At 61.0% G+C, this 5,381-nt stretch carries 5 protein-coding genes; 4 read left to right on the plus strand and 1 reads right to left on the minus strand.

What is annotated here, in order from left to right; genetic code table 11:
- The first annotated feature begins 88 nt into the window (after nucleotides 1-88).
- Nucleotides 89-244, plus strand: coding sequence for a hypothetical protein (locus tag QVE23_RS10220; protein WP_287968145.1), 156 nt, complete (start codon nucleotides 89-91; stop codon nucleotides 242-244).
- Here QVE23_RS10220 and QVE23_RS10225 read toward each other — a convergent pair.
- Nucleotides 241-1,101 (minus strand): metallophosphoesterase, encoded by an 861-nt coding sequence (locus QVE23_RS10225; RefSeq protein WP_051319946.1) that lies wholly within the window; start codon nucleotides 1,099-1,101, stop codon nucleotides 241-243. The two genes, QVE23_RS10220 and QVE23_RS10225, sit on opposite strands and share 4 nt — an antisense overlap.
- Nucleotides 1,102-1,870: 769 nt before the next feature.
- Here QVE23_RS10225 and QVE23_RS10230 point away from each other — a divergent pair.
- The 3 genes from QVE23_RS10230 to QVE23_RS10240 form a co-directional block, all read left to right on the plus strand.
- Nucleotides 1,871-2,518: a hypothetical protein gene (locus QVE23_RS10230; protein ID WP_021751727.1), complete on the plus strand. Its 648-nt coding sequence runs from the start codon at nucleotides 1,871-1,873 to the stop codon at nucleotides 2,516-2,518.
- A 298-nt stretch (nucleotides 2,519-2,816) separates the two neighbouring features.
- Nucleotides 2,817-4,940, plus strand: a complete 2,124-nt coding sequence (locus QVE23_RS10235; protein WP_256264526.1) for a sodium-translocating pyrophosphatase — start codon at nucleotides 2,817-2,819, stop codon at nucleotides 4,938-4,940.
- Between the two features lie 179 nt (nucleotides 4,941-5,119).
- Nucleotides 5,120-5,381: GNAT family N-acetyltransferase (locus tag QVE23_RS10240; RefSeq protein WP_502919093.1), on the plus strand; the 262-nt coding region annotated here is incomplete at its 3' end.

Consider the following 5,381-nt stretch of genomic DNA (forward strand, 5'->3'; position numbering starts at 1 on the left):
CACACAGATAACTATGTACTATTCCAATGATAGCACATATAACTGTATTTTTGGAAGGGGATTTATCATGCAGGAAATACCTGATACCATGGAAGAACTCTTCCTCGCCTGGGGCCCGGCTCCGGACTCAGGCCAGTGGCCGGAGTATCTGCGGGAGGACCCGGTCCGGGGCTATGGGCTGTTCTGCTTTTGCCAGGGCCTTGCCCTGGGCCTGCGGCTCTCGGAAGCCTGCCGCCGGAACTAGCCCTCCGCCCGGCGCAGCGTCAGCACAGCGATTTCCGGGCGGTTGAACACCCGGAAGGAGGGCCCGGAATTCCCCAGGCCCCGGGTGACGAACAGCACGGAGCCGTTTTCTTCATACAGCCCGGCGGTATAGGAGGGAAACAGGTCCAGGTCATGGGAGAACAGCCCGTCCGTCCCGGGCAGGCGGACGATGCCGCCGTGGGCATGGCCGGAGCACACCAGATCCGCCCCCAGCAGGCTGTACTGGCGCGCAAACCGGTTGTTCCGGTGGGCCAACAGGATCCAGAAGGGGTCGCCGCAGGCGGCGTAGACCTCGGCGGCCAGCTCCTCCGGCGTCTTCTGGTCGGCGTAGCCGTTGGGATCGTCGATGCCCGCCAGGACAATGGTGTCCCCGTTCCGCTCCAGGGGCACGAATTGGTTGGACAACACCGTGACGCCGTTGGCGGTGAGGATTTCCTTCAGCGCCGGCACTCCGCCCACGGCCCACTCGTGGTTGCCGGTGACGTAGTAGGTGGGGGCAATGGCAGAAAGTCCCCGGGCGGTCTCCGCCGGGTAGCCGTCCTCCGGCCCCCGGTACTTGTCCTCCAGATCCCCCAGAAAAAAGATGTACTCCGGCTGCTCCGCGGCCACAGCCGCCAGCAGGTCCGCGTTGTGCGCACCGAACGAGGCGCCGTGGAGGTCGCTGAGGACCACGATCCGGCAGCCATCAAAACCGGCGGGCAGATCGGAAAAGACAGGGTCAAACCGGGTCACCTGCAGAGCGGTGTTGTCCCAGTAGAGAAATCCGGTCAGGCACAGGGCGGACAGGGCCAGCACGGCCAGGTTCCGCCGGGTGCGGCGCTTGGGATGCTTGGGCATGGTGAACGCGGCCTCCTCCGCCGCGGAACGCAGCACGTCCGAGACGTGGAAAAAGCAAATCCGAATGTAGGAAGCGCGGGCGCTGCAAAAAGGCGCCTCCGCAGGCGCGGAGCAGATGCCCGGCCAGTATAATAGCCGCTTCGCGGCTATTATACCATAAATAGTATGGACATGACGAGTGGAAAAATACACAAAGAAGACGGAAATGGCGGGTGGCTTCCGTATGGTTTCGGCCTACTGGGAGAAGAATCCTGCACAAAAACTTTGCAAAAATTTTATGTAAACTGTATATTCCTGCCCTTGCAGACGGCTGCCCACCCTGCTATACTGAATTCTGTAATCCTCAGAGAGAAAGGAGGGAGCAGTATGATGAATTGGAATTGGCGGGATCTCGACGATGTGGACGACCTGATCTTTACGGACGCCGGCTGGAAGCACAGCGAGCGGTGAGAACGGAATCCGATGGAGAGCCACGCCGGAGGCGTGGATTTTTCTTTTTTCGGCCCGGCGCTTGACAGTTTCCGCGGATGTGTTTCGCTCCGCTGACGATATGCAGTTCCCCGGGGAGACCGATCTCCTCTGCCGCCTGGAATGTTCCGGGCGGCATTTTTGCGGCTTTTTCAAAAAAACTGTCGAAAAAACGGAAAAAAGTAAAAAAATGAATGGCATTTTTCTGAAAACTGTGATACGCTGATACCAGAGAGGAGAGCCTTGCGGCTGTGGGCCCCGCGGTGCCGGCGGCCCGTTTGGGAGAAGGAGAGAGGAAGCTATGAAGAGGTGGAGCGTGCTGTTTCTGGCACTGGCGCTGTGGGCGCTGGCCGGGTGCGGCGGGCCCGCCGCGGACGAGGGGGCGGCGGGAGAAGCGCCTTCCGTTTTTGCGGAGGCCTCTGCACCGGATGCGGAGGGCGGTCTGTCCGCCGTCAGGCTGGAGGGTCAGGCCCGTCCCCTGACGGACGAGGAGATCCAGGCGGCCTATTTCCGGGCGGAGGAGGCGTACGGCTGGTTCAGCCTGGAGACGCTGCCCTGCGGAGAGAAGACGCAGACCATAGACGGCTGGCTTTACTATCCGGTGGAGTACCCGGGCATGGAAAATCTGGCAGACCTGCGGGCCTATCTGCGGGGCCTGTTTTCAGAGGAGCTGGTGGATGCGCTGCTGGCCTCCGGCGGAGCCCATCCCCTGTATCAGGATGTGGACGGGGCCCTGTATGTTCTGCCTACCAGCCGGGAGCGGGACGAGTCCAAGGGTCAGGCGGACATCCAGATCAAGCCGTACGGCCAGGCGGGATACTCTGTCATAGTAGAGGTGGATCTGCTGGCAGACGGCGGCTCTACCGTGACAGGGGTGGAGTCCTATGCATTCCCCTATGAATTTCTGGAAGACCGCTGGGTCTTCACCGATTTCCACTTGATCTATTGAGCAGAGCTGGATGGGTTGCAGCTCAAAATCAGAACCATATTGCTGTATACGGCCCTCAGACTGCGGTTTGAGGGCATTTTTCACAAAAAAATCCGCTGGATTTCAGGTCAGGCGTCCTGTAAAGAGGCAATCTGCCCAAATGAATGAAAAGTGGGAGCCAAAAAACAGGAACTTTGTGGAAAACGCGAAAACGTAGCTGTCTGCACGCAAAATTACCTAATATTTTCTTGAAAAATTTCCGTGCTATGTTAAAATATACGTACCGTATACAAATACAACTGCAAAGGAGCGGAGAAACATGGAAGACCTTTTCTGGATCGGATTTGTCGGGGCGGCTATCGCACTGCTCTTCGCGTGGCTGCAGCGCAGCCGCGTGATGTCCTTCTCGGAGGGGAACGAGAAGATGCGGAAGATCGCCGCCTCCATCCGTGAGGGCGCAAACGCCTATCTGAAGCACCAGTACACCACAGTGTTCAAGGTGTTTCTGGTGGTGTTCATCCTCCTGCTGATTATTGCTTTCGGTTCCGGCGGGAAGATGCTCTCGCAGTTCACTCCCTTCGCGTTCCTCACCGGCGGCATCTGGTCCATGCTGGCGGGCTTCATCGGCATGAAGATCGCCACAAACTCCAATGCCCGGACGGCCCAGGCGGCCTCCGAGAGCCTGAACAAGGGCCTGCGGGTGGCGTTCTCCTCCGGTTCCGTCATGGGCTTCACCGTGGTGGGCCTGGGCATGCTGGACATCACGATCTGGTTTTTCCTGCTGCGCTATGCCTTCGGCATCAATGATCCGGTGTCCCTGGGCAATATCATGGTGATGAACGGCATGGGCGCCTCCTTCATGGCTCTGTTCGCCCGTGTGGGCGGCGGCATCTACACCAAGGCCGCCGACGTGGGCGCCGACCTGGTGGGCAAAGTTGAGGCCGGAATCCCCGAGGACGATCCCCGGAACCCCGCCACCATCGCCGACAATGTGGGCGACAACGTGGGCGATGTGGCCGGCATGGGCGCGGACCTGTATGAGAGCTATGTGGGCTCTATCCTGGCAACCTTCGCCTTGGGCGCTGTGGGCGGCTACGGCTGGGGCGGCCTGCTGCTGCCCGTGGCCCTGGCCGTGTGCGGCATCATCTGCTCCATCATCGGCTCCTTCCTGGTGAAGACTAAGGAGAACGCCACCCAGCAGTCCCTGCTGAAGAGCCTGCGGACCGGCACTTACACCGCCGCTGTTCTCTCCGCCATCCTGGCGGCGCCCCTGACCTATTTCATTCTGGATGGGCACATGGGCGTTTATGTGGCCATCCTCTGCGGTCTGATCGGCGGCTGCGCCATCGGCTACTTCACCGAGTATTACACCTCTGATACCTATAAGCCCACTCAGGAGCTGGCGGCCGCCTCCGAGACCGGCTCCGCCACCATCATCATCGGCGGCATCTCCCTGGGTCTGAAGTCCACTCTGACCTCCATCCTGATCGTGGCGGCTGCGGTGCTGGTCAGCTACTTCGCCGCCGGCGGCAGCATGGAGATCGTGGATAAGGCCGGCGCCTTTACTGCGGCCTTCAACCAGGGCCTGTACGGCATCGGCATCGCCGGCGTGGGTATGCTGTCCACCCTGGGCATCACCCTGGCTACGGACGCCTACGGCCCCGTGGCAGATAACGCCGGCGGCATTGCGGAGATGAGCGGCCTGCCGGAGAGCGTCCGGGAGCGGACCGACGCCCTGGACTCTCTGGGCAACACCACCGCCGCCACCGGCAAGGGCTTCGCCATCGGCTCCGCCTCCCTGACGGCCCTGGCCCTGCTGGTCAGCTACGTGAACATCGTCCAGGAGAACACGGAGGAGATGCTGAACTTCACCCTGACCAGCCCCACGGTGCTGGTGGGCATGTTCATCGGCGCCATGCTGACCTTCGTCTTCTCCGCCTTCACCATGAGCGCGGTGCAGAAGGCGGCCCAGTCCATCGTGGTGGAGGTCCGCCGCCAGTTCAAGGAGATCGCGGGCATCATGGAGTACAAGGCAGACCCGGACTACGCCTCCTGCGTGTCCCTGTGCACCAAGGGCGCCCTGCATGAGATGGTGGTGCCGGCCCTGCTGGCCATCATCGTGCCTCTGGCTACCGGCCTGGTGCTGGGCCCCACCGGCGTGGTGGGCCTGCTGGGCGGCGTGTCCGTCACCGGCTTTGCCATGGCGGTGTTCATGTCCAACGCCGGCGGTGCCTGGGACAACGCCAAGAAGTATATTGAGGGCGGCCACCACGGCGGCAAGGGCTCCGAGTGCCACAAGGCCGCCGTCGTGGGCGATACGGTGGGCGACCCCTTCAAGGACACCTCCGGCCCGTCCCTGAATATCCTCATCAAGCTGTGCTCCACGGTGTCCATCGTGTTCTCCGGCCTGATCCTGAGCTTCAACCTGATGAACCTCCTGTGAGTTTTCGATTCGGCGCCTCCCGCTTTTGCGGGAGGCGCTTTTTCGCGCCAGCTTTCACTCCGGACGAAAAAAATCACTGCCCACCATTGCGTGCAGCCGAAAGAGACATATAATAGAGAGCAGGACAAGCTGTGCAGACTGCGCCCGCAGGGCGCCAATTCATGCAGGGAGGAACCGATATGGAGAAGAACATCACGATCCGCCCGGAGCGGGTGAGCGATTACCAGCAGGTGGAGGACATCATCCGGCAGGCGTTTTACAACCTCTACACGCCAGGATGCACGGAGCACTACCTGGCCCACGCCATCCGGCCCCACCCGGATTTTCTGCCGGAGTTGGACCTGGTGCTGGAGCTGGACGGCCGTGTGGTCGGCAATATCATGTACACGAAGAGCACACTGGTGGACGAGGCAGGGAAGGAGAAGGGCATCCTGACCTTTG

Source organism: Oscillibacter sp. KLE 1728 (assembly GCF_934833455.1).
Taxonomy (GTDB): domain Bacteria; phylum Bacillota; class Clostridia; order Oscillospirales; family Oscillospiraceae; genus Oscillibacter; species Oscillibacter welbionis.

Excerpts from the sequence above, each read along its gene's own strand:
- QVE23_RS10225 (WP_051319946.1), bottom strand. The coding sequence starts at position 1,101 with ATGCCCAAGCATCCCAAGCGCCGCACCCGGCGGAACCTGGCCGTGCTG.
- QVE23_RS10230 (WP_021751727.1), top strand. The coding sequence starts at position 1,871 with ATGAAGAGGTGGAGCGTGCTGTTTCTGGCACTGGCGCTGTGGGCGCTG.
- QVE23_RS10235 (WP_256264526.1), top strand. The coding sequence starts at position 2,817 with ATGGAAGACCTTTTCTGGATCGGATTTGTCGGGGCGGCTATCGCACTG.
- QVE23_RS10220 (WP_287968145.1), top strand. The coding sequence starts at position 89 with ATGGAAGAACTCTTCCTCGCCTGGGGCCCGGCTCCGGACTCAGGCCAG.